This window comes from Acinetobacter pengchengensis, from assembly GCF_982235305.1.
The window spans coordinates 67,842-94,779 of the sequence record NZ_CEVATJ010000001.1 but is presented as its reverse complement, the minus strand read 5'-3'; the positions used below and the strand labels follow the sequence as shown (position 1 = coordinate 94,779).

At 38.7% G+C, this 26,938-nt stretch carries 24 protein-coding genes and 1 pseudogene; 7 read left to right on the top strand and 18 right to left on the bottom strand.

Translation table 11 applies throughout. From position 1 onward, the window contains the following. The first annotated feature begins 360 nt into the window (after positions 1-360). A complete protein-coding gene (locus AC0T5Z_RS00405; protein ID WP_435337048.1) occupies positions 361-669 on the top strand; it encodes a helix-turn-helix transcriptional regulator in 309 nt (102 codons plus the stop codon). A gap of 48 nt (positions 670-717) precedes the next feature. On the opposite strand, the gene AC0T5Z_RS00400 is transcribed toward AC0T5Z_RS00405, so the two are convergent. Then, entirely contained in the window at positions 718-1,809 is a 1,092-nt protein-coding gene (locus tag AC0T5Z_RS00400; protein ID WP_291334247.1) for an ATP-binding protein, read from the bottom strand. A 199-nt stretch (positions 1,810-2,008) separates the two neighbouring features. On the opposite strand from AC0T5Z_RS00400, the gene AC0T5Z_RS00395 reads away from it, so the two are divergent. From AC0T5Z_RS00395 to AC0T5Z_RS00385, 3 genes and pseudogenes are all read left to right on the top strand, one after another. After that, on the top strand, positions 2,009-2,311 hold the full coding sequence (locus AC0T5Z_RS00395; RefSeq protein WP_139850597.1) for a helix-turn-helix transcriptional regulator: 303 nt from the start codon (positions 2,009-2,011) through the stop codon (positions 2,309-2,311). A 64-nt stretch (positions 2,312-2,375) separates the two neighbouring features. Further along, positions 2,376-2,564 (top strand): annotated as a pseudogene (locus tag AC0T5Z_RS00390) (type II toxin-antitoxin system HipA family toxin); the annotation flags it as partial. 115 nt (positions 2,565-2,679) lie between these two features. Continuing rightward, entirely contained in the window at positions 2,680-2,976 is a 297-nt protein-coding gene (locus AC0T5Z_RS00385; protein ID WP_291334246.1) for a VF530 family protein, read from the top strand. Between the two features lie 404 nt (positions 2,977-3,380). Here AC0T5Z_RS00385 and AC0T5Z_RS00380 read toward each other — a convergent pair whose 3' ends face one another. After that, complete coding sequence (locus AC0T5Z_RS00380; protein WP_435337835.1) at positions 3,381-4,610, bottom strand: hypothetical protein; 1,230 nt, start codon at positions 4,608-4,610, stop codon at positions 3,381-3,383. A gap of 250 nt (positions 4,611-4,860) precedes the next feature. On the opposite strand from AC0T5Z_RS00380, the gene AC0T5Z_RS00375 reads away from it, so the two are divergent. The 3 genes from AC0T5Z_RS00375 (at position 4,861) to AC0T5Z_RS00365 (ending at position 8,943) form a co-directional block, all read left to right on the top strand. Then, positions 4,861-6,231 carry a phosphohexomutase domain-containing protein gene (locus AC0T5Z_RS00375; RefSeq protein WP_435337834.1) on the top strand — a complete coding sequence of 457 codons (1,371 nt, stop codon included), beginning with the start codon at positions 4,861-4,863 and terminating at the stop codon, positions 6,229-6,231. 101 nt (positions 6,232-6,332) lie between these two features. Further along, on the top strand, positions 6,333-7,361 hold the full coding sequence (locus tag AC0T5Z_RS00370; RefSeq protein ID WP_473786246.1) for an IS701-like element ISAba11 family transposase: 1,029 nt from the start codon (positions 6,333-6,335) through the stop codon (positions 7,359-7,361). A gap of 199 nt (positions 7,362-7,560) precedes the next feature. Further along, positions 7,561-8,943 carry an IS200/IS605 family accessory protein TnpB-related protein gene (locus tag AC0T5Z_RS00365; protein ID WP_435337501.1) on the top strand — a complete coding sequence of 461 codons (1,383 nt, stop codon included), beginning with the start codon at positions 7,561-7,563 and terminating at the stop codon, positions 8,941-8,943. Between the two features lie 84 nt (positions 8,944-9,027). On the opposite strand, the gene galE is transcribed toward AC0T5Z_RS00365, so the two are convergent. The 16 genes from galE to AC0T5Z_RS00285 form a co-directional block, all read right to left on the bottom strand. Next, a complete protein-coding gene (gene galE, locus AC0T5Z_RS00360; protein ID WP_435337500.1) occupies positions 9,028-10,044 on the bottom strand; it encodes a UDP-glucose 4-epimerase GalE in 1,017 nt (338 codons plus the stop codon). Then, positions 10,037-11,752: a glucose-6-phosphate isomerase gene (gene pgi, locus AC0T5Z_RS00355; RefSeq protein WP_435337499.1), complete on the bottom strand. Its 1,716-nt coding sequence runs from the start codon at positions 11,750-11,752 to the stop codon at positions 10,037-10,039. Before pgi ends, galE begins: the two co-directional genes overlap by 8 nt. After that, complete coding sequence (locus AC0T5Z_RS00350; protein ID WP_435337498.1) at positions 11,752-13,020, bottom strand: nucleotide sugar dehydrogenase; 1,269 nt, start codon at positions 13,018-13,020, stop codon at positions 11,752-11,754. The genes pgi and AC0T5Z_RS00350 overlap by 1 nt, the downstream gene beginning before the upstream one ends. Positions 13,021-13,103: 83 nt before the next feature. Next, positions 13,104-13,985, bottom strand: a complete 882-nt coding sequence (galU, locus tag AC0T5Z_RS00345; RefSeq protein WP_435337497.1) for a UTP--glucose-1-phosphate uridylyltransferase GalU — start codon at positions 13,983-13,985, stop codon at positions 13,104-13,106. A gap of 24 nt (positions 13,986-14,009) precedes the next feature. Continuing rightward, positions 14,010-15,884, bottom strand: a complete 1,875-nt coding sequence (locus AC0T5Z_RS00340; protein WP_435337496.1) for a polysaccharide biosynthesis protein — start codon at positions 15,882-15,884, stop codon at positions 14,010-14,012. Between the two features lie 45 nt (positions 15,885-15,929). Then, on the bottom strand, positions 15,930-16,457 hold the full coding sequence (locus tag AC0T5Z_RS00335; protein WP_435337495.1) for an acetyltransferase: 528 nt from the start codon (positions 16,455-16,457) through the stop codon (positions 15,930-15,932). Beyond that, the gene (locus AC0T5Z_RS00330) at positions 16,450-17,463 is read right to left on the bottom strand and encodes an MraY family glycosyltransferase (protein WP_435337494.1); all 1,014 of its coding nucleotides are present in this window, start codon (positions 17,461-17,463) and stop codon (positions 16,450-16,452) included. Before AC0T5Z_RS00330 ends, AC0T5Z_RS00335 begins: the two co-directional genes overlap by 8 nt. Before the next feature lie 7 nt (positions 17,464-17,470). Beyond that, entirely contained in the window at positions 17,471-18,409 is a 939-nt protein-coding gene (locus tag AC0T5Z_RS00325) for an NAD-dependent epimerase/dehydratase family protein (RefSeq protein WP_435337493.1), read from the bottom strand. Next, positions 18,409-19,518, bottom strand: a complete 1,110-nt coding sequence (locus AC0T5Z_RS00320) for a glycosyltransferase family 4 protein (RefSeq protein ID WP_435337492.1) — start codon at positions 19,516-19,518, stop codon at positions 18,409-18,411. Before AC0T5Z_RS00320 ends, AC0T5Z_RS00325 begins: the two co-directional genes overlap by 1 nt. A gap of 5 nt (positions 19,519-19,523) precedes the next feature. Next, complete coding sequence (locus AC0T5Z_RS00315) at positions 19,524-20,828, bottom strand: hypothetical protein (RefSeq protein WP_435337491.1); 1,305 nt, start codon at positions 20,826-20,828, stop codon at positions 19,524-19,526. 5 nt (positions 20,829-20,833) lie between these two features. Continuing rightward, complete coding sequence (locus tag AC0T5Z_RS00310; RefSeq protein ID WP_435337490.1) at positions 20,834-21,946, bottom strand: glycosyltransferase family protein; 1,113 nt, start codon at positions 21,944-21,946, stop codon at positions 20,834-20,836. Beyond that, on the bottom strand, positions 21,936-22,997 hold the full coding sequence (gene wecB, locus AC0T5Z_RS00305; protein WP_435337489.1) for a non-hydrolyzing UDP-N-acetylglucosamine 2-epimerase: 1,062 nt from the start codon (positions 22,995-22,997) through the stop codon (positions 21,936-21,938). The genes AC0T5Z_RS00310 and wecB overlap by 11 nt, the downstream gene beginning before the upstream one ends. Beyond that, positions 22,994-24,298: a lipopolysaccharide biosynthesis protein gene (locus AC0T5Z_RS00300; RefSeq protein WP_435337488.1), complete on the bottom strand. Its 1,305-nt coding sequence runs from the start codon at positions 24,296-24,298 to the stop codon at positions 22,994-22,996. The genes wecB and AC0T5Z_RS00300 overlap by 4 nt, the downstream gene beginning before the upstream one ends. 3 nt (positions 24,299-24,301) lie before the next feature. Continuing rightward, entirely contained in the window at positions 24,302-25,387 is a 1,086-nt protein-coding gene (locus tag AC0T5Z_RS00295; protein WP_435337487.1) for a DegT/DnrJ/EryC1/StrS family aminotransferase, read from the bottom strand. Beyond that, a complete protein-coding gene (gene wbpD, locus AC0T5Z_RS00290) occupies positions 25,384-25,971 on the bottom strand; it encodes a UDP-2-acetamido-3-amino-2,3-dideoxy-D-glucuronate N-acetyltransferase (RefSeq protein ID WP_435337486.1) in 588 nt (195 codons plus the stop codon). Before wbpD ends, AC0T5Z_RS00295 begins: the two co-directional genes overlap by 4 nt. Before the next feature lie 14 nt (positions 25,972-25,985). Beyond that, positions 25,986-26,930, bottom strand: coding sequence for a Gfo/Idh/MocA family protein (locus tag AC0T5Z_RS00285; protein ID WP_435337485.1), 945 nt, complete (start codon positions 26,928-26,930; stop codon positions 25,986-25,988). Between the last annotated feature and the right edge of the window lie 8 nt (positions 26,931-26,938).

Sequence of the window (26,938 nt, the reverse complement as noted above, 5' to 3'; positions counted from 1 at the left end):
CTTAAGATGTTATTTTTATGATCACAGTCAACCACTTCTTTACTTACTGTATACCAACTGCGCGGTGGGTTTGTTATTATTTATTATCGGATTGCGCTAGGCAGTTAAATGCAGGGCTGCGAGGGAATTTTGCCAGAGAGTTGCCGACAGTTCAGATCCGGCATCGACAATCTTTCTGCCAATTCCGTAAGGAGATAAGTTAAATTGAACCGCGTATTTTAACTGTATTTTCAGAATTATTTCAGATCACTACGTAGCTAGGGCTGTTTTACAGATCGAAATAATAAAATCATAAATGCTTTTCAAAAAAAGAAACTAATATGTTTCTTATAGAACCTAAAAGAAATAAATGTGTCTACAATGAATGAATCTTTACTTCAGCAAATCAAAAAAAGACGAACCCTATTGGGCTTAAAGCAAGTTGATATGCAATCCCGTACAGGCATTTCAAGACAGCAGTACCAAAAACTGGTAAGTCAGGGCAATCCACGATTAGAGACCTTAGAAATTATCGCGGCAGGATTAAATGCTCAACTGATGCTCATTCCAGATGATAAAGTTCATTTAATCAGACAATTATTGAAAGATGAAATTAAAATCACGATCGAAGATCAGGATGACTTAATGACCAACCCATGGAAGGGTCTTCTCGGAGATGAGGAATCATGAATCCTCTTAACGAGGTATTTTACCGGGTACTGACCATTATTAAAAAATTTATGCTTCATCCATAATCCATTCTTTAAAAAGAGCATCCTCGATTTCATAAGTACCATTTTCTGGTTTAAAAATAATTTGTTTTTTTGATAAAGAACGTAGGGCCGATTGAATACTTGATACCGCAATGTTATCTACACCAATGGAATCAGCCAGATGTTGTCTAAATTGACTACTATAAAGTTCAACTTGTGATTCCGCTATGGCTTTTAAAATTAGCTGTTCTAATAACTTAAACTCTCCCCATAATCCCGAAAAGTCACGATGCCCCATTGTATCGGCTATAAGCTGTTCCTTGGCAAAATCTATAGCCAGCATTGGGTTTAAGGCTAAACGCTCCACTAATGATCTTGCTAGTTGAGGACTTTGCTTCATATCTAAAAAAGCGTGCCATAAAATTTCTTTATTCAAACTACGTCCTGTTGTCTGATTAAATACATCTGCCAGATAATCTGTAAATGCTTTTGTTAGATTTGGAAAAGGTAAATTCTGTCCATAATGAAAAAATGGAGCACTACTCACAGAAAACATTTGTCTCAGGCCTTCTCGACTTGAACCAGTAAAAATCACCTTTATTGTTTCTTTATGCATATCTAAAGCGGTACGTAAACTGGCAATCGTGGTTTTATATTTTGAACTAGCTAAAGCCTGAATCTCATCAAGTAACAGTAAAATAGGTTTCCCCTGCTGAGCCAGTTTAGTAATGCTAGACAAAATACTGGAATTCACTTGTCCTTGTAGAAGTGTCACTTCAGCTTTTACCCCTGCCACCTCTGTACTTAAAGAATCAATATTTTTAATCCAATGTGTGGCTTTCCCCATTAAGCCATTTTGTTTTGAAAACTCATCAAGAGCTTTTACAAACTGCCCTTCACTATGCAGGCCTGCATCTAAAAAACTGAAATAAAAAACGCGCCATCCAAGCTGTTCTGCTAGGGGCGTAATATCTTTTCGTAAAAATTCAGTTTTTCCCATCCGGCGTGGGGCAAAAAAAGTCAGAGAACTAGCTAGTCCAGTCTCAAACATGCCTAAAATTTGTTTCGCCAGTTCGGTACGTGGAAAGTGCCAAGGGTCATTGGAGATGGTCATCATTTTAATTACTCGGCAATGATTTATTTATTACCATAGATTGTATTAGATTCCATTAGATTGTAAATGTCTAATTAGATTTCTTTAATCTAATAGGATCTAATCAGGCCAATAAAGCACCTTCTTACCGATCAACTGGTTTATTTTATAACTCCATTATTTTGTGGTTTAATAGACATATATGGACATAAGACCCAATATTATGGATTTAAAATTCAGAAAACCTGAAGAAGTTGTTGGATTATTATGTGAGAGGCTTCGTAAAGAACGACTTTATCTGGAAATGACTCAGGCAGATGTTGCTGCACGTGCTGGTATTGGTGTGAATACAGTATCCAATCTGGAAGCAGGTCGAAATGTTTCATTTGAAAATTTAGTACGCGTTGCCATGGTCCTAGGCCGATTACAAGAATTAGAGGAACTCTTCAAACCTCATTTAAACAGTGTAGATGATATTCTTCGCTATGAGAGCAATACGGCTCGCCAACGTATCAAAAGGAAATAAATCCATGCTCAAAAAACTTAATGTTTACTACAATGGATGGGGTGAATATTGGCTTTAGGGTACACTGGTCTCCTCAACAGCAATCACAGGTCGACCATTAATTGCCTTTGAATACAGTGCTGAAGCGATCCGTAAAGGTTTAGAGCTTTCCTCTTACCTACTTCCATTAAAAGGTGACCCATTAAGAAAAAACTTTCCTACACAGCAAATGGGATTACCAAGTCATATATATGATGCATCACCCGATGGCTGGGTGTGCTCCAGAATTTTGGTGGCTATTCAGTCCATCATTACTTACATTCCAACTCTCTAGTTTTCCAACTAGCCCAGGTTATAATAATGGCCACCCAAAATACGATTGATCTATTATGAACACCTCCAATGACCCTTTACACGGCAAAAAACTTGCTGACATTTTGGATGAATTATTGGATTACTACGGTGGCTTTGAAGGTTTAAGTCGTAAAATTGAAATTAGATGTTTTTGCATAGACCCAAGTGTTAAATCATCATTGCGATTCTTGCGTACCACACCATGGGCACGTGAAAAAGTAGAAAGCTTATATTTGTACGTCTTACGCCAAAAGGCAAAACAGAAACGTAGCCCCAGGCAACACCCCTCTCATTATAAAATTATACCAGTCAGTAAAACACCTTTAGATTAAGCATGTGTATGTTGGTTATTATTGTTGATTATCACAATAAATTAGTGACCAAAAATCAAAGTACCCCACCCTACCTTAAATTACACCACACAAAATAAAAACTCTATATAACTGTTATATATAGAGTTTATTAAAATACCAATTATGTTATTTAGTGTATTTTATGTCGGTGACTCTTGCCAAGGTTGGGGTCGCGAGTTCGAGTCTCGTTTCCCGCTCCAGAATTTTAAAAGCCTCAGTTGAATGACTGGGGCTTTTTTTTATTAAAAAAACTCACCTCTCCTTCACCAACATTACGCGATAGGGTGAAAATATGTTGATTACAGAGTCTGGCGGCATGGCCTACTGACATAGATGTTCCAAGCCCAAGCTTCGCTTTATTCCAGAACCAAACCTCAGTATGTCTACATCACCACAGCATGCATTTCCCACACATATTGACTGCGCATCAATTGCTTTAATTGTTTAAGGTCTTGATATTTTTCCAGTATCTCTTGTGCTCGAGCTAATTTTTGTTGGGCATGCCGATAGTCTTGCTCATATTTTCGATACAAATCTTGCACTTTAATTTTACGGTTAGAATATAAAAACAGCCCCCAATCAAAAGAGTAAATAATGTCATCTACTTGCATTTGCAAAGTTTCTAACTGTTCTTCTAAAAGCAGGTTATACGCTTTTAATTGTTGATTGGCGAAAGATAGATTGTGCTGCTGACCCAACTGAATTTGCAAATTTAGCAAGCTCAATAAATCATTGGCTTCATAAGCTTGATTGGCTTGCTGCATCAATGCGGTTTTTTCTTGTTTTTTCTGCTCATCTTGCTCACGATCTGGGTGAATCCACGCTGTAATTTTCAAGTAAATCGTTTTGATGGACTGATTTGCCAGTTTCTTTGCTTCTTCACGCTGTTGCTGTTTTTTTGCTGCTTTGGCTTTTTCACGGGCAATTTGCTGTTCGGCAAAAGCTTTTTGAGCACCACTCAACTGACTTAAAAAATCTAGCTCCTCTTGATCTTGCATTTTTTGTTCAAATTTTTCTATAAAATCATCTAAATCTAATGGGTCATGCTGAAAATCAAAAAAATCTAGATCTAGGTCATATTCTTCACAGAGAAAATGTTTCAAACTGTCCAACTTGAGCTGTGCTAGTCGTTCTTGTTCAGAAGCATCATCTTCAAAACCACCTTGCTCAAAGTTTTCTTCTGCGGACTCAGACTCAGTTTTAGCCTCAAACATCTCATCTAGATCATCTAAGTCTGGCCGCTCAAAATCATAGCCATAATGATTCAGCAATTCTGTTAAAAACTGAACTTGTTCGGCAGACATCTGCTGCGAATCCAAAAGTTGTAAACTGAGTTGCTCAATTTTTTGATCCAGCTTAGTTTGCTGGGCTGCCGTCATTTTTTGCTGTTTTTGCTGAAGCAATTGTTGAATTTGCTGAAATATAACTTCACGCAATTGCGCATAAGTCGGTAAAATTTCACGGCTGGCGCGTGCCTGAATATCGGCTTGTGCGGTCTGCCATTCATTCAAACGTAGCTGTTCCTGCTCAATTTTTTGGCATAATTTCTGAAATTTTTTCTGTGGCGCAGAAAGTTTCTGCTCTGGCTCTAAAGTACTTTTCTGTAATTTCATCTTCAATCATATCGAACACATAAGTCTGAGCCGTATTTTAACCAACTTCACTCAATAAAAAACACCCTTGCCATCACAACACCTTTTCTCATCCATGGTCTTTGACCTGCTCCATCTTGCAACAGCCCCACACACGGTTAATGACCTGAAACATCTTCAAGCAATTGATCTTCTATTCTGTACAGCAGATTGCACATAGTTCGATTATCATAGGCAGCAATACGACTTTTCCAAATATTCAGGATAATACATGAGCAAAATCACCTGTTTTAAAGCCTATGACATTCGCGGAAAATTAGGCACAGAACTCAATGAAGAGATTGCCTATAAAATTGGTCGTGCTTACGGACAAATTTACCAACCCAAAACCGTTGCAATTGGCTGCGATATCCGTCTCAGCAGCGAAGGCTTAAAGCAGGCCACTATTCGTGGGTTAAATGATGCAGGGGTCAATGTGCTAGATTTGGGCATGACAGGCACAGAAGAAGTCTATTTCGCAGCCTTTCATTTAGACGTGCAAGGTGGCATTGAAGTGACTGCTAGCCATAACCCCATGGACTACAACGGCATGAAACTGGTACGTGAAAATGCACGTCCGATTAGTGCCGATACTGGTCTAAAAGACATTCAAGCTTTGGCAGAATCGGGCGAATTTACCCCAGTTGAGCACAAAGGCAGCACCCAAAACTACAATATTTTGCCTGAATTTATTGAACATTTAATGACTTATATCGAGCCTAGCAAAATTCGCCCAATGAAACTGGTCATGAATGCAGGCAATGGCGCTGCAGGGCATGTGGTCGATGCAATTGAGCAAAAATTCAAAGCCCTGAATATCCCCGTTGAATTGGTCAAAATTCACAATGATGCCGATGGTACTTTCCCCAATGGTATCCCCAACCCAATTTTAGTGGAAAACCGTGATAGCACCAGCAATGCCGTATTAGAGCATCAAGCCGACATGGGCATTGCGTGGGATGGTGACTTTGACCGCTGTTTCTTATTCGATGAAAAAGGCCAGTTTATTGAAGGCTATTATATTGTCGGCTTGTTGGCACAGGCGTTTTTGCTCAAACAAGCAGGCGAAAAAATTGTACATGACCCACGCTTGGTTTGGAATACCTTTGATGTGGTCGCACAATATCAAGGTGAAGCAATTCAATCTAAATCTGGACATGCCTTTATTAAAGATGTGATGCGTGAGCACAATGCCGTTTACGGCGGTGAAATGAGCGCACACCACTATTTCCGTGATTTCGCCTATTGTGACAGCGGCATGATTCCTTGGCTATTGGCGGTTTCGGTATTGTCTGAAACAGGACAATCGCTATCGAGTCTGGTCGAAGAAATGATTGCCAAATTCCCATGTTCGGGGGAAATTAACTTTAAAGTGGCCGATACTCAAGCCACCATCCAAAAAATCTTTGAGCATTATGCTAGCCAAAACCCAGCAATTGACCAAACCGATGGCGTGAGTCTTGACTTTGGTACATGGCGTTTTAATGTGCGTGCGTCAAATACCGAACCTTTATTGCGCTTAAATATTGAAAGCCGTCGTGATCAAAACCCACGCCCCATGCAGGACTATGTGGATGAGTTGACGCAACTCATTCAAGCTTAATCTGAAAAATCAAAGCAATATAAAAATGGGAGTAATTAACTATAATAGGACTTACGCATTGACGGATTCAAAAAAGTATTAAAATACCTTATAAAGTATCTGTGATCAGACGAATTAAAAATGCTTCTACAGCAACTTGTACTCTACCCATTTATATGGGCTTTCTCATGACAGAACCGAACTCTATTAGCTGCACACAACTTGCCGAGACTTATAATATCTCGCATGATAGTGTAAATCGCTTTCTAGAGCGTGAAGACTACACACCTCACGACCTATATCAAGAAGCAATTCAACATATTGATAATAATAAACTTATAGTCAGTATTGATGATACTGTTTTAGATAAACCATATAGTCAACATATGGACTTAGTTAGCTATTTTTGGTCAGGCAAACACCACCGATCCGTCAAGGGTATTAATCTCATTACCTTGTATGCGACAGATCAAAATGGTCAAAATATTCCAATTAATTTCCGAATTTATGACAAATCTGAAAGTAAAACCAAGAATGATTACTTTATGGATATGTTAAGTGAAGTACTCAGTTGGGGTGCAAAGATTCAATTTATTACAGGTGATAGTTGGTATTCATCGACTGGAAATCTAAAAACCATAAGAAAATATGGTATTCGATTTATGTTTGGTATCGACTGTAACCGTAAGGTTTCCCCAGAAAAAGGACAATGGTTTCAACTGCGTTTATTGCCAGATTTCCATCAGGGTCAAGTGGTCTGGCTCAAAGATTTTGGCTTTGTACAATTATTTAAGACTCAGTTAAAAGAACAGCAGAGGTTTTATATTGTGCATCAAGATGAAGATGATTTATTGTCCTTTGATGGTTTTCATGAATTACATTCAAGTCATTGGAAAATAGAACAATATCACCGAGTGATTAAACAGGTTTGTCATATTGAAAAGTTTCAAGTAAGACGATCTAAACTGATTTTGAATCATATTTTTTCAGCCTTGATGGCCTACGTCGAGATACAAAAGAACCAGTTTGAGGGGATCTTTGAAAATGTATATCGTTGGCAGAAGAAATTATTTAGACCAATCATCAAAGACTTCATTGATGAATTTATTCTCGATAAAAATCATCTGCTACCACAGAGAATCTATAAATGATAGTGCGTAAGTCCTATATAACTAAAAATATAGACAAATATTTGCATAAGTGCTCATTTTGTCTATGTCGATTCAGTAGTGGCAAGGTGGGTATTTATTAGAGATTTAAATGATTATCTTTTGTATTTTAGGTGAGTGTCTTGGTATATTAGCATCCATATCTATTGATTATCCAATCCCTTAACCTAGGCATGACTTTGTGAAATTAACACGCATCCACCATTGTAAAAACTTGAATGTGCAAAAGTACAAACAGCTTGAGAAACAAGCTGTTTTACTTGGTCGTATTCGTAGCGAGGTGTGGGCTAAATATGGTGCTATTTCAGGTTTGAATATCAGTGACAGAGCTATTCGTGATGCGTGGATGAAAGAAAGTCGTGACTTTGGTGTTTCTGCAAATGCGTGGAAAGAAACGCTACGTGATTGCGTAGGTGATATTAAAGCCTATCGAGAAGCATCAAAAGACAAAGTAAAGCAGGCGATCCGAAAACGCACCTCCTGTAATAATGAACAAAAAAGACTATACACCTTGCTTAAAAAAGATGAATGGATGACTGATAATTTCCTCCATCGTCAAATGCGTAATCACTTTAAACATGGTGTTAATCACACACATAATCAAATTATTGTTCGTGCGGATATGTGTAAAACCTTTGAGTTAAATGGTCAATGTTGGCTTAAAGTACCAAGCCTAATCCCTCGACAAACCATTAAAATTCCACTAAACACCACTGTTGATTTTGCGCCACAAGGCACACTTAGAATCATTCTAAAAAACGGTAATGTTGAAGTTCACTCAACTTATGATGCAGTTGAAACACAGGATTGTGGTCAGGAAACCGTAGGTGTTGATAAGGGCTATTCAGAAGCCTTTGTAGATTCTGATGGCGATGTATATGGGAGTGGTCTAGGCAAGCTGATCTCAAGTGAATCAGATTATTTAAATCAAAAGTACAAACGTAGAAATAAGCTCAGAGCGATTTCTAAAGCCAAACCACACAAGAAACAGAAAATTGAGTTAAATAATCTAGGTCGAAAAAAACTAGATAAGCGACAAGATACTCAAAAAGCAAAGCTCAAAACATTAATATTTACAGCAACTCACAAGTTGGTTGATAAAGCCAAAGTGATTGTTGCGGAAGATTTAACATCCCCAATTCAAAGTAAACGCAACTATGGCAAAAACACCAATAGACGCTTAAATACATGGGCTAAAGGTTTGTTAGCTAATGCCCTAACTTCTATATCTCACCGTAGAGGTTCTACGGTGCATCTAGTCAATTCTGCATATACTTCGCAAAGTGATTCTTTCTTGCATGGCCTTTTAATAGGTACACGTAAGGGAGATCGTTTTCACCGTTTCAATGGGGAAGTTGTGCAAGCTGATTGGAATGCTGCGAGAAACGTGCTTGCAAGATTAAACGACAATGAGATAAGTCGTTATACGCCTTACAAAACTGTAAAGCGTATATTGCAAGAACGGACTGACCGCTACAAGTCGGAACTGACCGACTCAGGCTCTAGTTACACGCTTGGCAACAAGACATTAACAGAGTGCGAATTAGTCCTTGAGTATGTTTGAATACATTTTAAGGAACAGTCAAAACTGACTCCCGTTTTTATGCTCTAAACTTTGTGGCTGAGTGTATAGCTGGAATCATTCATCTTAACGATAACCATTCGGATTCTGCTTTTGCCAGTTCCAACTATCGGCCAACATATCTTCTAGGCCATATTGTGGAGTCCAGCCCAATTCTTGCACGGCACGGCTATTATCTGCAAAAGAGGTTGCCACATCGCCTTCACGACGTGGTGCAAACTCAAATGGAATCTGCACACCATTGACCTGTTCAAAAGTATTCTTCACTTGCAGCACCGAAATTCCATTGCCCGTACCAATATTCCAAGCACGGCAACCCTGTGCAGTCAAACGGTTATTCAAGGCACATAAATGCGCATTGGCCAAATCGACCACATGAATATAATCGCGCACGCCAGTACCATCGGGTGTGGCATAATCCTGCCCAAAAATCGATAATTTTTCACGACGTCCCACCGCCACTTGTGTCACATAAGGCATTAAATTATTTGGAATACCTTGTGGGTCTTCTCCAATACGACCACTTTTATGCGCACCCACAGGGTTAAAATAACGCAATAAGGCAATCGACCAACGTGTATCCGCTGCGGCAGCTTTTTCTAAGAGCTGTTCCACAATCAGTTTGGTATAGCCATAGTTGTTACTCGGCATCCCTGTCGGCATACCTTCATTCAGTGGTGAAATATTGGCTTCGTCATATACCGTAGCCGATGAGCTAAATACCAGTTTAAATACATTGGCACGTTGCATCGCCTGCATCAAGCTAATTGAACCCGCAATATTGTTATCAAAATAGCTCAGTGGAATTTGTTGGCTTTCTCCCACTGCTTTGAGTCCTGCAAAATGAATCACGGCATCAATTTGATGTTCCTCAAACACAGCATCTAAAGCAGCAGCATCACGAATATCACCCTGAATAAACTGCAAGGTTTTGCCCGTCAGTTGCTGCACCCGCGCCAATGATTCTGCCGAGCTATTGGATAAATTATCTAGCACCACCACGCTGTGCCCTGCATTCAGCAATTCCACACAGGTATGCGAACCAATATAGCCTGCACCACCTGTGACTAAAATATTAGCCATCTATTTTTCCTAATAAAATTTTTAATAAACCTTGGGTTGATGCATCGAGTGCCGATAAATCCTGTTGCTGCCCATTTAAAATAGGCAATAACTGATTGGCAATTTCCTTGCCTTTTTCTACACCCCATTGGTCAAAAGGATTGATATTCCACAGCACCGATTGCACAAAGACTTTATGTTCATATAAGGCAATCAACATGCCCAAGCTATACGGATTGAGTTCTTGCAACAAAATACTGCTACTTGGCTGATTACCACTGTACTGCTTATATGCCGCTAAGCCATCTAATTCCTGCTGATCTAAAGCCTGATTGCCAAAGGCCAAAAGCCGCGACTGTGCCAAGCAGTTGGACAAGGCCAAATGGTGCTGCTCCACCAAAGCCTCGGCATTTTCGGCATAAGTAAATTGATTGGCATTATAACGCTGCACAGGGGCAATAAAATCGCAACTGACCGCATGCGTCCCTTGATGCAACAATTGATAGAACGCATGCTGTGCATTCGGCCCAACCTCACCCCAAACAATCGGACAGGTATCCAAGTTAACCGCCTCGCCATTACGCTGAATCGACTTGCCATTGGATTCCATTTCCAGTTGCTGTAAATACGAAGCGAAGTATTTTAAGCGTCCATCATAAGGCAAGACCGCATGAGTCTGAATATTCAGGAAATTATTATTCCACACCCCCAGCAAGCCCATCAGCACTGGGATGTTCTGATCAAATGCAGCAGTTTGAAAATGCTGATCAACCGCATGTGCACCTGCTAAAAACCGCTGAAAACCCGCAACGCCAATGGTCAGGGCAATCGGTAAGCCAATACACGACCATAACGAATAGCGACCACCCACCCAATCCCAAAGCAAGAGCTGATTTTCAGGACAAATGCCCCAAGCGGTCATTTTATCGGCTTTGGTGGATACCCCAATAAAGTGATGTTTAAGAATTTGCGCATGTGTACCCAAGGCCTTTTCTAGCCATTGTTTCACGGTCTGTGCATTGGATAAGGTATCAATGGTGCCAAAAGACTTGGAGGAAATAATAAATAAAGTGGTCTCGGGACGCAGACGATGCAGCAATTCGGATAGCTGACTGCCATCCATGGTGGACACAAAATGTACATTCAGTGGTTTTTCAGTTGCTACTTTAAAATCAGATAAGGCTTGGGTCACCATCAAGGGGCCTAAATCTGAGCCCCCCACACCAATATTAACCACATCCTGAATCACTTCACCCGTGGCACCACGGTATTGGCCTGCATGGATTTTATCCACCAAGGCATACATACGCTCAAGCTGGGTATGGACTAGATCAGTCAATGCAGCGTAGGCATCGGTCTGTTCGGAAGCGCATGCTGCTGTACTGGTCGCAGGCAAACGCAAGGCCCAATGCATCGCATCGCGCTGTTCGGTATAGTTGATTTTCTCTGAGCCCGTTGCCGTTGAAAATAAACGTCCAATCCACTCAGCAAGCTGACTCTGCTGTGCAAACTGAACCAGGGTCTGCAACACCTTGGCATCAATCCGATGCTTGCTATAGTCAAACAGTACACTGTCCAAAGCTACCGAGAAACGCTGAAAACGCTGTGGATCTTGAGCAAACAGCTGATTTAAATGCAGCTGCTGAAACTGTTGTTGCAATTGTTGTAATTGCTGCAAGGCGGTTTGCTGTGGCTGATTATTTGCCTGTGATGTTGTGGTACCCATCATTAGCGACCGACTCCCATATAAGCAAAACCTTGTGCCTTCACAAACTCAGGATCATAAATATTACGACCATCCAAAATCAGCGGATGCTGCATCTGCTGCAACAAAGTTGGATAATCCAAACTCCAGTACTGTTTCCACGCGGTCAGCACACATAATGCCGAGGCGCCTTCGACGGCTTGGTATTGGTCTGCACATAAAATCAGATCATCGCGCTGACCATACTGTGCCACAATTTCAGGCAAGGCTTGTGGGTCATGCAATTTGACCGTCACACCCTGCGCCCACAACGCAGGTAACATCACATGAATGGGGGAATGTTGCACCCGTGCGGTATTTTCTTTAAAGGCTGCGCCCCAAATGGCCACAGTTTTGCCGTTTAAATCGCCCTGATAATAATTCCATAGCTTTCTAAACAAGAGTTCTTTTTGTTGTTCGTTAATATCCCAAACCTGTGCCAACAGCTGACTTTTTACCCCTGTGGTGGATACGGTACTGGCCAGAGTCTGAATATCATGGCTAAAGTTTTCACCACCAAACCCCGCACCAGGATACATATACGATGCACCAATACGGCTATCTGCCGCCATACCCTGCCGCACATGCTCAATATCAATTCCCAGTTTTTCTGCCACCACCGCCAAGTCATTGATATAACTGATACGGGTTGCCAACATGCCTGAAATACTCAGTTTGGTAAATTCTGCATCCAACACGGGCATAAACAGGTATTGCTGTGCACGTGGAAATAAAGGGCGGAGTAATTCTTTGAGTTTGACTTGCGCACGTTCATTTTCACAACCCACCGTGAGTTGCTGTGCGCGGGTCATACTTTGAATGGCATTGCCCTCTTGAATCATGTCGGGTAAATACATCCAGTCATCTTGTGGCAAGATTTTTTGCAGGCGCTGTGTGCCATTTAAGCCCAAAGTCGAGGCATTGATCATCAATTTAGGGTGAATGATCGGACGTTGTTGCAACTGCCCCAAGACTGTCCCAGCATGGGCTTCTTCAGTCGGGTTCAAACTAAGTAGATACACATCCACATCTAAAGGTAATTCAGAAAAATCACAATAGTTTAAAAAGCCTTTACCGCATTGTTGTTGTAATAACAGGCTCAAAGCTTGGTCTTGAAAGCTGAGATGTTGCTGTTCGAGTGGATGGGCAGCATCCTGAAAGATATCGCACCAATAAACTTGATGCCCACATTCTGCCAAGAGTGCAGACATCACGCCTGCATAGAGGGTTTTTCCAAAGACTGCGACTTTCAAAATGTGTTCCTGCGGTATTGGGTTAACAGTGTTATTTTGTTTCTATCTCGAGAGGAATTTTCATCACCCTCAATTTTTACACCTTAAGACTCTAGCTTTAATTCTTCAATCAAGGCTTTAAAATCATCGCCTAATTTTGGATGATCAAGCCCATAATGCAACACTGCTTTTAAGTAACCCAACTTACTGCCACAGTCAAAGGTCTGACCTTGCATCCGATAGGCTTCCACTACACTATTTTGCTGCAACATGGCAATCGCATCGGTCAGTTGAATTTCATTACCTGCCCCTTTAGGGGTATTTTCCAGCAAAGTCATAATTTCTGCAGGCAAGACATAACGCCCCACCACCGATAAATTAGAAGGTGCTGTCCCTACTGCGGGTTTTTCAACAATGCCTTGCATTACGGTACTTTCACCTTCAGCAGGTGCAGTGACTACATCGACAATACCGTATTGATCGACCAGATGATCTGGCACTGCTTCGACCATAATCTGTGCGGCATGGCTTTGCTCAAAACGCTGAATCATACGCGCCAAATCATTTTGTGCAGCATCATCTTTAACCAATACATCGGGTAACAGCACTGCAAAGGCGTCATTACCCACTACAGATTTAGCACATAAAACCGCATGCCCTAAGCCTAAAGGTTGTGGCTGACGTACACTCACGACACTGACATGCGCAGGTAAAATTTCGGTAATCTCTTTGAGCAAATCCAGTTTTTGTTTTTGTTCCAAAGTGCTTTCTAGCTCAAAGTTACGGTCAAAGTAGTTTTCAATGGAGGCCTTAGAGGAATGGGTCACCAAAATAATTTGCTCAATCCCTGCTGCAACTGCCTCGCGTACTACATATTCAATCGCAGGACGATCGACCACAGTCACCATTTCTTTGGGAATGGCTTTACTGGCTGGCAGAAAACGGGTGCCTAAACCTGCAACGGGTAAAATGGCTTTTTTAATCATATGTCTTAACCTGATCTCGATATTTTAATTTACTTTGACTTCTTTACCACGTTGATAGCCATCCACATAGTGTTCAAGCTGTGCTAAAGCCCAGTCAATATCACTTTGAATTGCGGTTAAGTCATGCATACGCTCAAACACCATCAGTAATTCATCCAACGGATACATTTTTTCATAAGAACGTAAAATACGACTGTGCTGGGTCACTTCGGTATTATCGGCATCAATCAACAATTCTTCGTAGAGTTTTTCGCCTGGGCGTAAGCCTGAATATTGAATTTCAATATCCCCTTCCTGACTGCCTGTTTCTCGTACTTTTAAACCACTCAGTGCAATCATTTGACGGGCCAAGTCCTGAATGCGTACAGGCTCCCCCATATCCAGCAGGAATACATCGCCCCCCTGACCTAAAGCACCCGCCTGAATCACCAATTGCGAGGCTTCTGGAATGGTCATAAAGTAACGGGTGACTTCAGGATGAGTCACGGTAATTGGCCCACCTTTGGCAATTTGCTGTTTGAACAACGGTACAACTGAACCCGATGAGCCCAAGACATTACCAAACCGTACAATGCTGATTTGGGTCTGATCCTGCGCTTCTGCCATCGCTTGACAATACAACTCTGCCATACGTTTAGACGCCCCCATCACGTTGGTCGGACGCACGGCTTTATCGGTAGAAATGAGTACAAAGGTTTCCACACCTGTTTTGACCGCTGCATTTAAGCTAAATGCCGTACCAATGGCGTTGTTTTTCAAACCTGCCAATGGGTTACATTCTACCAAGGGCACGTGTTTGTAGGCAGCAGCATGGTACACAGTTTGAATCGCATACTGTTCCATCACCCGTTCCAGTTTGGCCTGATCGAGCACTGAACCTAAAATCGGGATAATCGTGACATCGCTATTTAAGCGTAATTCTTTATCAATGCTATACAACGCAAATTCGGTCAGTTCATAAATCACCAAAGCTTTGGGTTTATTTTTGACAATTTGGCGACACAATTCAGAACCAATGGAGCCCCCCGCACCTGTCACCAAGACCATTTTGTCTTGAATATTTTTAGCCAACAGTTCGGGTACTGGCGGCACTGGATCACGCCCAAGCAAGTCAATAATATCGACTTCCTGAATATCCGATACGCGAATTTCACCATCGACCAGTTTGGTCAGGCCCGGAATTTCGGTAATTTTAATATGTGCAGGTTCTAAAAATTTGACGATCTCGCTTTTACGCATCCGCCCCACTGAAGGCAATGCAATCAAAATTTCATCAATATGCTTTTTCGGCATGACTTTTAATGCTGTTTCCGCATCGTAGACTTTTAAACGGCCCAACTGTTGCCCAGTGAGTGACGGATCATCATCAATAAATAATACGGGTAAGTGTTCATCGGAATTGTATAGTGCCGCTGCGATTTGCTGTCCTGCATTGCCTGCACCATAAATCGCCACACGTTTTTTTTGTACATCGGCTTGTAAATAAGAACGCACGATAAAGCGAATAAAGCCACGGCTAAACCAAACCCATGCGAACATGAGAAATCCGAACATAAGCGGAATAGAAGTGGGAATAAAGGCATCGGTAAAGTAAGCCAACGCATACAACCCTGCCACAGTCAAAGCAGTTCCCAACCCCAATTTGACCATAAACAGTTCGGTGTAGGTGCGCACAATAAAGCGATACACCCCAAAAATAAACAGCGATACAACGGCAATCACACTTGCCCATACCGAACCAAAAGCCAAATTGGGCACCACTTCTGCACCTAAGTCAAACTGGCGAATGGCATAACATAGCCACAACAAGACAGGAAATATACAAAAGTCCAGCACCATTAAAAATGCAAGTTTGACTAAGCGGGGGGATTCTACAGCAGGTTCGATAATGGATTTCATAAATATACAATTATTAATATTTGAATTTTAAAACACCGTATTACTTTAATGCAGAATACAGGTTCCAACCTCTAAAAATGAATGTGCAGAGATAGTTTGACCACCTGCGACTTTTACCCCCACGCTTAAATGGGCAAATTCCTCAATGACAACGTCATGATCTAATAATGTACCAATATTCAATATTACACCATCATTGATCACAGTTTTACGACTAATTACACACCCTGCCATCACACTCACCCCTAGACCGATTTGAGCTGTTGGACTCACAACTGTTTTAGGATGAATCACCGAAGTCAATTCTATACCCAAGGCTCGCAAGGTCTGTTGCCATTGCTGCCGTAATGTATTATTGCCTACTGCTACAATCGCTTGAAGCTGCGTAGTCTGCAACTGGTGTAAATTGGCAATATTCGTCACAATGTTATGGCCATCTACATGCTGTGTTTCAGGCCAACGGTCATCGGCAAATAGAATCTCTTGCCATTGTCCACTCAGTTCTGCAGCTTCTGCAACGGCCAAACCGTATCCCCCAGCACCTAAAATTAACAAGCTGGGTTTATTAAGCATCTGCATGACCTGCCTTGAATTTTATAGCCACAATTAACAATGGTATATAGGCAATCAGTATTGCCAGCTCAGGGTACGCCCATGCTTGTGTGACCGTCATATAAGCGATAGGAAATAACCACAATAGGTTAATTGCTGCAACAGCCAACGTCACGGGGGTATGACTCCCGCATTTACGAGATAAAATTTGATAGCTATGGCTTCGATGCGCGTCATACATTTTATAACCACTCAACACGCGTTTTATGAGGGTATAAGTCGCATCGACCACAAACACACCTAAGCAAATGATCCATGCACAAAACAGTGCCAAGTTTTCTTTGATGGCGATGAGCGCCAAAATACCCAAAGTGAGGCCGAGAAATCCGCTACAGGCATCGCCCATGAAAATTTTAGCCTTGGGAAAGTTCCACAGTAAAAAGCCAAATACACAGGCTGCCAATAACCAAAGTATGTCTGAGTTTAATGTGGTATTCAGTACATAATACAAAATAGCCATACTGACTACAGTGGTAATGGCTTCGACACTGGCAATGCCGTTAATGCCATCCATAAAGTTGTATAGATTGAGCAGCCATACCAAAAATAATACCGCAATGATATTGGCCATAAAGCCAAGTTGCAGACCATTAAAAGCCGTAACTTCGCTAAAGCCTCCCAAGCTGATCACCACGCCAATGGCTACCAAAAAATGAACGGCTAAACGCAGCATGGAGTTAATATGCCCATGGTCATCTAAAAAACCAAGTAAAGCGATGACAAAGCCCGCTGCTATCAGAGTTAAACCAATATGTACGGTCAATTGTTGGTTATACATCAGCACCAGCAGTGCCAATAAGTAGCTACACACCACCGCAACACCACCGCCTCGCGGCGTAGGTACATTATGGGAACTACGTTCATTGGGGTTGTCTATTATATTTTTTTTGATGGCATAATGACGCATGTAGCCTGTGAATAGTAATGTCAGTATAAAAAATACGATGCTCAGTGCAAAAATTGACATGCGTAAATTACTCTTTCATTTTTAAATAATTTTGACCCGCTTGCAGCATCGCTTGCTGGGTACTCAATGGCGCTGTCCAACCCAACAACTTCTGAGCTTTGGTCGTATCGAGCTCTAGTGACTCAAATAACTGTTCATAGAGTTTGGATTTGCCAATACATGCTGCGCCTAGTTTCATAAGCGGTTGTGGAATATAAATAAAACGTGCGGGTTTTCCCATACCCTGCTTTAAATATTGCACCAACTCACGTGTAGAAATAGGAGTTTGATCTGCGACTAGAAATGTTTGATTGGCTGCATTTGGATGTTGGATACAGGTTTGAATAAAATCAACCAAGTTTTCAAGTGCGACAAAACTTCGTTTATTCTTTGTTCCGGCAAAAGGTAAAGGTAAATTGCTCGCAACTAGTTTGAGTAACCGAGCAAAGTTACCAGGTGCATGAGCTGCATAAACTAAAGGTGGCCGGATAATGACTAACTCTGTTTCTGATCCAGCAAATAGTTTCTGCAGCTCTTGTTCAGCCTCTAATTTGGAAACCGCATAATCTGCATGAGGTTGTACGGGAGCATCTTCTGTAAATGGTTGCTGTAATGTTACTGCACCATTCACACCGATAGAACTCATAAATATGAAGCGTTTTACTTTTTTATCTAAAGCCTGACGTGCTAATTGCAAAGTACCGTCCACATTCACTTTGCGAAATTCGCTCAATGGGTCTGTTGTTTGTTCATTTAGAATATGAGCACGGCCTGCTAAATGAATAATAACGTCTATATTTTCGGGTAAGTCTGCTGCAAAAATATTAGCCGCGATGAGTTGTTGGATATTTGCAGAAAGTACATGATTCTGAGTGCGGACCAAAGCAATCGTGTCATACACACTACTCACCCGTTCAGTCAGAGCTGTACCTACAAATCCTGTTGCACCTGTTAATAAAACTCTCATTAATTTAAAGACCGTTGTGATAATACTTGAGTATAGACAGCTAATGTTTTGTGCAACATTGTATTAAAATTAAATTTCGTTTCATACAAAGCTCGACTGTTATTACCTAGTTGTTGGCGCAAATCTTTATTTTCAATAAGTTCTTGAAGTGCTAAAACTAAAGTATCAATATCTCCTTTAGAAATGAGATACCCATTTTCAGAACCAACACTTTCATTTACCCCACCTACATCAGAAGCGATAATAGGTAAAGATGTACTCATTGCTTCCAATATAGTTAAAGGAAAGCCTTCATAATTTGAAATTAATACAAAAATATCGGCCAGATTTAAAAATTCTTTTACTTTAAAGCTTTGTCCATGAAAAATAATTTTTGAATCAATATTTTCATGGGTAGCCAATTCTTGACATTTTTTAAGATTTGGTCCATCGCCTAAAAAATCAATTTGCCAATTTAAATGAGCAGGTAATTTTGAAAGTGCTTGTATCAAAAAATATTGATCTTTAGGATCTTCAAAACGTGCAACCATAATCAATCTTACTATAGAGCTAGATTTTTCACTTGCTGAAGTTTTTATATCTGGTACACCATTGTGAATAGTCTGAACCAACTCTGGTGTTCCAACGTTATGCTTAAAACCATGTTGTCGGTCATATTCTGAAACTGTAATGATATGATCTGAAAACTTAGTCATAAAACGCTCTAAGGTCGCATATATTTTTTGTTTTCTAGGGCTTACTCCATCAGTAAAAGCCCAACCATGTGCTGTGAACACTACAGGCAAATTCATAGATTTAGCAGCTAAACGACCCAATAAGCCCGCCTTACTAGAATGGCAATGTACAATATCTGGCTTAAGCTGTTTTAAATGTTTTTTAACTTCCCAAAAACCAAGCACATCATGTGTTAAAGCGATTTCTCTTTGCAAGTGTTTTAATGAGCTGAAGTTTATATTATTTTTTTTTAGCTCTTCAGTAAAAGCTCCCTCTCCACCTACCAAGATATGAACTTGATGCCCTTGACTGATCATGCCTTTCGCTAGATCAAGTAGGTGTACGCTCGCACCACCAAGCACATCTGAGCGGGTAATGACATAAACTATATTCATAAAATTTATTTCCGTATTAAAGTATTAAAAACTTTTGTTGAAAAAATAATAATACTTATTGAAATAATAATTAAAATTGCAGATTTAAAAAAAATATATTCACTAAATCCACCAGTTAAAGTATTCATACATAAAAATAAAAAGGTACTGATTTTAAAAGAAAGAACTCTATCACCCAAATAAAATTTACTTAGAAATAGTGCTATTAATGCAATTGATATTGCTGTATTAAAACCAACAATAAAAGGAGATAAAATCAGGTAGAACCAACCAAAAGCACTGGCCTCACTTATAAATAGTGAATTTTTAATACCTGTTCTAGTTGGATCTAGAATACCCTCAGACACTAGCATTAGGTCCTTTTGAAATACTGGATAGTCCAAGAGTAAACTTGCAAAAGGTATAGAGTGATATACATACTGAGGATCATAAAGGTTTAAGTTAAACTGCTCATAAGTCCCTCCCATCTGACCAACGCCTAGACGGTTAATAAAGTATTTAGTTAATTGCTCATCATTAAAGTCAGGGTATTGAACCCTCACAATATATATTACTAAAAATACAAGAAAAACTATAATTAACAAAAATTTAAAAATTAAAGAAAAGTTTAATTTTATATAACTCCTCTGAGACAACTTAATTAAAATATAAAGAATTATCCCATTAAATAAATGCGCCTTACCACCATCATAGGTAAGCAAATACAAAAGTATTAAAGCACAAAAGTACATTACACTTCTTTTCTCAATCTTAGAAAAAGAAAAAATAATAATTGAAAAGTAAATGAAAATATTAAAAATGGACAACATAAAACTAGGAATACTAGTTGCATATTTATTATCTAATCTTATATTTAAAAGACTTTCACCTCTAAAAATAGCATCAAAAAAAGCATGTCTAACTCCATAAAAAAAAACTAAATATAGATATAAAATAACTGCTAGAAAAATAGAAATAAATAACAAACTTCTTAGGCTTCTTGCATTCCCCGTATTTCTATAAAACAATCTATATGTAATATTAGTACCTACAAATAGACTGATTGTATAAAAAAACAATGAAGCCCAAACCCAAAAACTTATATATACAACACTTTCTTGTAAGGTATTATCAAATCCATTAAAGAAATAAATAGGATATAAGCTCAAAAAAATAGAACTCAACCCAATTAAAGCAAAAAATTCCTTAAATACAATTAATCCAGCAAAGTTTTTATTTTTAATTGAAAAACCTATATTATAAGGTCTTAGAAGTTTATAATAAAAAAAACCTAAAACTCCATATAAAAAAATAAAAAATATTGCTACCATTTCAATTAACTCTCTGATTTACTAGTCAATATGCTAGCTTGTAAAATAAAGCCTTCCATTATTTTATTTTTTTCAATCATATTTTTAGCAGATGTACGAACTTCCACTCTTTTAAGTTTTTTATTTTCCTTACAAAAAGCTAATAATTGATCAAGATTAAAATCCCGTGAATATTTATAAAAAGCAAAATCTTCATTAAACGCTACATCTTTATGACCTGAAAAAACAGGCAACCCCATAGCTAACATTTCTCGCACCTTTAAAGTTGAACCTTCTTTTAAATTTTGTCTATACATTGCTAGAGAGCCTAAACCTACGTCACACTTTGAGACTATTTTAAGATATTCAAATTTGCTTAAAGCTCCATGAATAATAATTCTTTTTTTATATTTATTATTTTTAATATTTTTAGTTTGATGTTCTGATAAATTTCCAACCAAATGAATAAAAAAATTTTTATTTGTATTGCTATCATTAATAGAATTTAACAAAATATCTAGACCATGCCATTCTGAGAAATAACTACACATAAATAATATATTATACTCATTAGTTACACGATTATCTTCAGCAACTTCAATCTTTTCGACTTCTATACCATTAGGATAAACTGCGATTGGCTTATTTAAACCTCTTTCTTCATTTTCATATATAGCAATTTCTTTAGTTACACCTACAACCATAAGACTATTTTTTACTGCTACTTTTCCTGTAATTCTCTCTATAAAAGATGCTAACTTTCCTTTTATACCAGATCTAACCAATTTCAGCTCATCAATTTCTTTTGCATGATGGATACTTACTCTATTTTTTATGAAAGGAGAAAATATCAACGCAAATGGATCAAAAGCTAAATGCCTTAATAAGACCAAATCATATTTTTTAGAATATTTCAAAACAACTAACCAAAAAAATAAATTTCTTAATATAAGATAATCAAAATACCATGGGATACTTCTTTCAAATGTTTCAACAGATTTACCAGAATGGTATGCAAGCGTATGCCATACTATGTTCGGTATTTTTTTTGCTGCATTTACTTCGTAGATCAACTGATTACGTTGCCCTGAACCTAATTCACGTACTGCAGTTATATGCAAAATACTCTTAGTTTTCATATTGCACCATTATATTAATAATTTTATTTGAAGTATCTCCATGTCCATATATACCTGCATATAAATTAGAGTTATAATTTTTATTTAAAGATTGTTCTATTAAATCTGAATCACAACCAACTAAAGTATTAAAACCTTGGTCTACCAATTCAATCCATTCCGTTTCTTCACGTAATGTTATACAATATTTACCATGAAAATATGCTTCTTTTTGAACACCACCGGAATCAGTTACAATTAAATCAGTGTTAGCTTCAAGCCACACCATTTCCAAGTAACCTACTGGTTCTACAATATAAATATTTTTTGCAATATTTAAATTATATTCCTTTATTTTATTTACTGTACGTGGGTGCAATGGAAGGATTATATCTTTTTTAGCAGCTCCTAAACCTTTAAAGATTGCTGTTAATTTATTAATATCATCTGTATTTTCTGCTCTATGAATTGTACATAAAATAAATTTATCTAATTTTAGATCATCAAACCATTTAGGTTTGACCATTTTTTCTTTATAATAAAGTGATACATCACACATAATGTCCCCTACTATAAATATCTTATCTGAACTTACTCCTTCATTTACTAAATTTTTCTTTGCAAGTAAACTTGGCACAAAAAGATAATCACTTAGTTGATCTGTTAAAATACGATTAATCTCTTCGGGCATTCTTTTATTAAAAGATCTTAAACCTGCTTCTATATGTGCAACCGGTATATGCAATTTTGCTGCAGCTAATGCACCAGCTAATGTAGAATTAGTATCCCCATAGACCAATACAAGATCAGGCTTTTCATTTAAAAAAATATTTTCAATTTGTTCCAGCTGTTGACCAGTCATTGCACCATGCGTTTTCCCTCCAGTTTGTAATAAATATTTGGGTTTAGGTATATTCATTTCTTCAAAGAATATATCAGACATATTTTGATCATAATGCTGGCCTGTATGTATAATAATTTCTTCAATATTATCGATCTGATCAAGAGCTCGCGAGAAAGCTGCTGCTTTAATGAATTGAGGTCTAGCACCTAGTACAGTTAAAATTTTCATACATTCACTCTTTTAAACTCTTTATCAGAGCCTTTAACAATTAGAAAAACTATAAATAAATATATACTGTAAAAAATAAATCCAGAGAAAGCATAATACTCAAACATACGGCTAACCATAAATATACTAAAAAGATATAGTCCACCAACTCGAATAATTAGACCAAAAATTTGTAATATTAATGCAACTTTTTGATGTCCGGTAATATGTAGTGACATAGAAACAGGTGATACCAAAAATTGCATAATAAACCAAGGAAGCATCCATAGCATCATTTCTCCAGTACGTTGCCATACTTCACCAAATATAAATGGCACTATAGTGGGTGCTAAAAAACAGATGATAGAAAGTGGTATAATCCCAACTTTTATTAACTGAAGTATACATTCATAAGTATACTGAGTTAATTCCCCTCTACTATATTTTTCTGGTGCATGGGCCAAGTAAACCTGAGATACAGCTGCTCCAATAAAACTTATTGGTATTGCCATTATTTGCATTGCTAGCATTAAAAAACCTGCTTCTGCATCTAATGAAATAGCTGCAATTATCACAACAGGTAACTGTATGGCTGCAGAGTTTGCTAAAGCTTCCAAAGCAGAATACTTTGGAAACTGATTATTTTTCTTGAATACCTGTTTCAATTGATGAAATGTAGTAGTTCGAATTACCCTACTTGCATCATGCAAGAAGTTTACTACTAATTGCCAAATTCCTGCTGAAACTTTAATGATTTGTCCAACGATCAAACCTAATGCTGCAAACCCTATTACACCCATGGCTAGTTGTACTGAAACGCCACTAATAGATTGCACCATACGGCTTTTTGCAATAATAGGAAATTGCTTTTTTCGAGTTGCCCAATACTGAAATGTACTATACAAACCTGCAGAAAATACGCCCAGAGGGACTAACCAAATTAAACTTGTAAAATCTGGTTGCTTTAAAAGTAGAATAATTTCTGAATGAAATACCCAAATAATCAAACCTATTAGTAAACTGATTACAAGGTTACTCAACACAGCAAGTAAAACCAAATGAATTGCTTCATTATCACTTTCTGGTATAGGAATAGCTATTTCGAAACGCAAACAACTTGCTACAGATAGAGTGAGCAATAAAGATGTATAGATAGCAAATAACGAAAACTCTTCAGGAGTGTATAAACGAGTCAAAATTGGCAATGCAAGTATTGCTATACCTTGAGCAAAAGCCGTCCCACCAACTAAAATAGATACAGCTTTTAAAAAGCCCCCTTGAGCATTTAATTTTGTATTAACTTTATCAAGAAGGCTTTTCACAACTTAGTTACTCAATAGTGCTGCAACAATTTTCTCTTGAGCATCGACTGTCAAATAAGGATGCATCGGTAAACTCATTACTCGTTCAGCAACTGCATCACCTACAGATAATACCGCATTTACATCTGCCACAGCAGGCTGCTTATTTAACGGAATTGGATAATGCACCGCAGTTGGAATACCTTGAGCTTTTAGCTTTTCTTGCACTTCGCTGCGTTTTTCAACTTGAATGGTATATTGCGCCCAAGCACTATTATTATGCGCTTCTATAAACGGAGTTGTTAAAATACCTGCTTCATTTAATAATTTACTATAAGTATCCGCCACACGCTGACGCGCCTGCATTTCATCATCTAAAATTGCTAATTTTGGCAATAAAATTGCTGCTTGCAACGTATCTAAACGACTGTTCACTCCAACACGAATATGATGATAACGGCGGTCTTGCCCATGACGTGCAATCTGACGAATTACTTTAGCCAGCTCTTCATCATTAGTAAAGATCGCCCCACCATCACCATAGCAACCCAGAGGCTTACTTGGGAAAAAGCTGGTACAAGCTACTGTACTTAAATTACAGCTTTTACGTCCCTTGTAAGTTGCACCAAAACTTTGTGCAGCATCTTCAATCACGGGAAGATTATATTTCGCAGCAATTGCATTAATTGCATCAAAATCTGCACATTGTCCATATAGGCTTACTGGAATAATGGCTTTGGTACGTGGCGTAATAGCTGCTTCTAGTTTTTCTACATCTAAGTTGTAGGTTTTTGGGTTCACATCTACATAAACAGGTGCCGCACCCAACACAGCCACAGTTTCTGCAGTCGCAATATAGGTAAAACCTGGGGTAATGACTTCATCACCTGGCCCTATACCAAACGCCATTTGGGCAATTTGCAAAGCATCTGTACCATTGGCACAGGTAATACAGTATTTAGCGCCCACATAAGCAGCTAATTTTTCTTCCAGCTCTGCAACTTCTGGCCCTAAAATATACTGACCATGTGTTAAAACACGCTGAATACCTGCATCAATTTCAGCTTTAATACGTGATTGTTGTGCTTTTAAATCAATAAATTCAATCATGCTGCAACCTGCTCTTTTGTTACAACCTTACCATTCAGTCGGTAAATCGCCCCTGTATGCTCACATGCAACTTGTGCTTCACCCTCTAATGGCAAATCTAATTGTTCGCCAAATTCACTCATCCAGCCAATTTGTTTTGCAGGAACACCGACCATCAATGCATAGGCTGGTACATCTTTATTGACCACTGCACCAGCACCCACAAATGAATATTCACCAATGGTAATACCACAAACAATGGTACAGTTTGCACCCAAAGTCGCACCTTTTTTTACAAGTGTATTACGGTATTCATCTTTACGCTCAATGAGTGAGCGAGGGTTATATACATTGGTGAAAACCATGCTTGGTCCACAAAATACACCTTCTTCCAAGGTCACGTTATCGTATACCGACACGTTATTTTGAACTTTACAATGGTCGCCAATAACGACTTTATTGCCCACAAAAACATTCTGACCTAACGATACACCTTGTCCAATTTTGGCACCGCCACAAACATGCACAAAATGCCAAACACGAGAGTTCTCACCAATTTGAGCACCCTCATCGATAATTGCACTTTCATGTTGATAAAAACTCATCGCATTCTGCCTTATTATTTTACTTTTACTAATAGAGGATGCGGGTTGCTTGGATTTTCAACAACTGGAGCAACACGAATCACTTCAACCGTTTCAATTGCAGCACGGTTTTCTTCTACGCCATAGCCTTGACCAGACAAAATACGTTGGTAACTTTGGGTGTGCAAGTCTGTAAAACCACCTGAAAATTCAAGTTCTTCATTTTCAATGGTAATACTACGGTAGGTTAATTTCTCACCTTGTACAGCATTTTCTGGTAAATTTTTGGCATCAATCGACAAGAACCAACGTACACGCGCACGCTCATATTCTAAATAACCCGATGCAGTTTTTTCATCACGATAATGCACTTCATTCTTCACAATTTTGCCAAAAATAAAATGCAGCATGTCATAAAAGTGCACACCAATATTGGTTGCGACACCACCTGATTTTTTATCTACACCTTTCCATGATTTTAAATACCACTTACCACGTGAGGTTAAATAAGTTAAATCTACATCAAAAATTTTACCTGCGGGTGCAGCCTGAACTTTATCACGCAACGCGATAATAGAAGGGTGTAAACGTAGCTGTAAAATAGAGTTTACTTTTGCACCATACTGTTTTTCATATTCAGATAAAAGGTTTAAATCTTCTGAATTCAATACCAATGGCTTTTCACAAATAACATCTATGCCGTTTTTTAAAGCATATTTCATGTGTGGCGCATGTAAATAGTTTGGTGAGCAAATCGCAACATAATCTAGCTTTTCACCTTTAAGTTTTTGATCCTCTACATAGGCTTCAAACTCTTCAAATTCGGTAAAAAACTCAGCTTCTGGAAAGTGGCTGTCCATAATACCAACAGAATCGTTGACATCCATTGCGACAGCCAAAGTGTTGCCTGTTTCTTTAATTGCTTTTAAATGACGTGGTGCGATATAACCTGCTGCACCAATCAGGGCAAATTTTTTCATATTTTTTC

Bases quoted from the DNA above. Each gene is read 5' to 3' on its own strand.
- AC0T5Z_RS00405 (WP_435337048.1), top strand. From the start codon at position 361: ATGAATGAATCTTTACTTCAGCAAATCAAAAAAAGACGAACCCTATTG.
- AC0T5Z_RS00400 (WP_291334247.1), bottom strand. From the start codon at position 1,809: ATGATGACCATCTCCAATGACCCTTGGCACTTTCCACGTACCGAACTG.
- AC0T5Z_RS00395 (WP_139850597.1), top strand. From the start codon at position 2,009: ATGGATTTAAAATTCAGAAAACCTGAAGAAGTTGTTGGATTATTATGT.
- AC0T5Z_RS00385 (WP_291334246.1), top strand. From the start codon at position 2,680: ATGAACACCTCCAATGACCCTTTACACGGCAAAAAACTTGCTGACATT.
- AC0T5Z_RS00380 (WP_435337835.1), bottom strand. From the start codon at position 4,610: ATGAAATTACAGAAAAGTACTTTAGAGCCAGAGCAGAAACTTTCTGCG.
- AC0T5Z_RS00375 (WP_435337834.1), top strand. From the start codon at position 4,861: ATGAGCAAAATCACCTGTTTTAAAGCCTATGACATTCGCGGAAAATTA.
- galE (WP_435337500.1), bottom strand. From the start codon at position 10,044: ATGGCTAATATTTTAGTCACAGGTGGTGCAGGCTATATTGGTTCGCAT.
- pgi (WP_435337499.1), bottom strand. From the start codon at position 11,752: ATGATGGGTACCACAACATCACAGGCAAATAATCAGCCACAGCAAACC.
- galU (WP_435337497.1), bottom strand. From the start codon at position 13,985: ATGATTAAAAAAGCCATTTTACCCGTTGCAGGTTTAGGCACCCGTTTT.
- AC0T5Z_RS00340 (WP_435337496.1), bottom strand. From the start codon at position 15,884: ATGAAATCCATTATCGAACCTGCTGTAGAATCCCCCCGCTTAGTCAAA.
- AC0T5Z_RS00335 (WP_435337495.1), bottom strand. From the start codon at position 16,457: ATGCTTAATAAACCCAGCTTGTTAATTTTAGGTGCTGGGGGATACGGT.
- AC0T5Z_RS00330 (WP_435337494.1), bottom strand. From the start codon at position 17,463: ATGTCAATTTTTGCACTGAGCATCGTATTTTTTATACTGACATTACTA.
- AC0T5Z_RS00325 (WP_435337493.1), bottom strand. From the start codon at position 18,409: ATGAGAGTTTTATTAACAGGTGCAACAGGATTTGTAGGTACAGCTCTG.
- AC0T5Z_RS00320 (WP_435337492.1), bottom strand. From the start codon at position 19,518: ATGAATATAGTTTATGTCATTACCCGCTCAGATGTGCTTGGTGGTGCG.
- AC0T5Z_RS00315 (WP_435337491.1), bottom strand. From the start codon at position 20,828: ATGGTAGCAATATTTTTTATTTTTTTATATGGAGTTTTAGGTTTTTTT.
- AC0T5Z_RS00310 (WP_435337490.1), bottom strand. From the start codon at position 21,946: ATGAAAACTAAGAGTATTTTGCATATAACTGCAGTACGTGAATTAGGT.
- wecB (WP_435337489.1), bottom strand. From the start codon at position 22,997: ATGAAAATTTTAACTGTACTAGGTGCTAGACCTCAATTCATTAAAGCA.
- AC0T5Z_RS00295 (WP_435337487.1), bottom strand. From the start codon at position 25,387: ATGATTGAATTTATTGATTTAAAAGCACAACAATCACGTATTAAAGCT.
- wbpD (WP_435337486.1), bottom strand. From the start codon at position 25,971: ATGAGTTTTTATCAACATGAAAGTGCAATTATCGATGAGGGTGCTCAA.
- AC0T5Z_RS00285 (WP_435337485.1), bottom strand. From the start codon at position 26,930: ATGAAAAAATTTGCCCTGATTGGTGCAGCAGGTTATATCGCACCACGT.